Here is a 729-nt window from a genome sequence, read left to right as displayed (position 1 = left end):
ATTTCTGGCAAAAAGTCTGGAAGTTTTGATTTTTCAAAAGGTGAAATTCTAACTTTGTTAGGCGCTTTAGCAATTGCGGGAGAAGTTATACTCATTGGAATTTTTGCCCACAAGGTTGATAGCCGGCGTGTAACGATTATACAGCTATTTTTTAGTGGTCTTTTTTCATTTTTTTGTATGCCTTTTATAGGGGAGAGCATACCTCCATTTTCATGGGTGTGGCTGAATATCGGTATAGGATTGGCATTGATGAGTGCTATCATTCAATTAGCTATGAATTGGGCACAAAAGTCTATTTCACCTACGCGTGCAACACTCATTTATGCAGGTGAACCTGTCTGGGCTGGTATTGTTGGGCGTTTAGCTGGTGAGCATTTATCCCCTTTAGCTTTATTGGGAGGGGCACTTATTCTGATTGCGATCGTTGTGGCTGAATTACCACCTTCACAATGGCGGAAAAAGAAAAATAATTTAAAAAAGTGATTAACTTTTTTCCCTCTCTTATTTTGATTTTATTTCGTGATATTCCACGTGAAGAGATTTCATTCTTTCTGTTTCTTCAATGAAACGAAGCAGATTACTGATGCTTTTTCACTTTTAAGGAAAGAGGCAAAGGAATCTTTTAGAATAAAATTCTTTAAAAACAATGAACTTTTTTAAAGACATTGTACAAGAGAGCATATTTATAAAGTTTTGATAGTGGCAAAGGTCACTTGTTCTGATATGAGT

1 protein-coding gene is annotated in these 729 nt (G+C 36.1%); it reads left to right on the top strand.

Annotation, left to right across the window (positions count from 1 at the left end; all coding sequences use genetic code 11):
- Window positions 1–483, top strand: a 483-nt coding sequence (locus ACFINZ_RS10750; RefSeq protein ID WP_375701514.1) for an EamA family transporter, incomplete at its 5' end; no start/stop codon positions are given.
- Window positions 484–729: the final 246 nt, after the last annotated feature.

This window comes from Bartonella sp. AA81SXKL, assembly GCF_042196945.1.
Lineage (GTDB): Bacteria > Pseudomonadota > Alphaproteobacteria > Rhizobiales > Rhizobiaceae > Bartonella.
The sequence above is the reverse complement of the archived record's forward strand: the minus strand, read 5'-3'. Positions and strand labels throughout refer to the sequence as shown.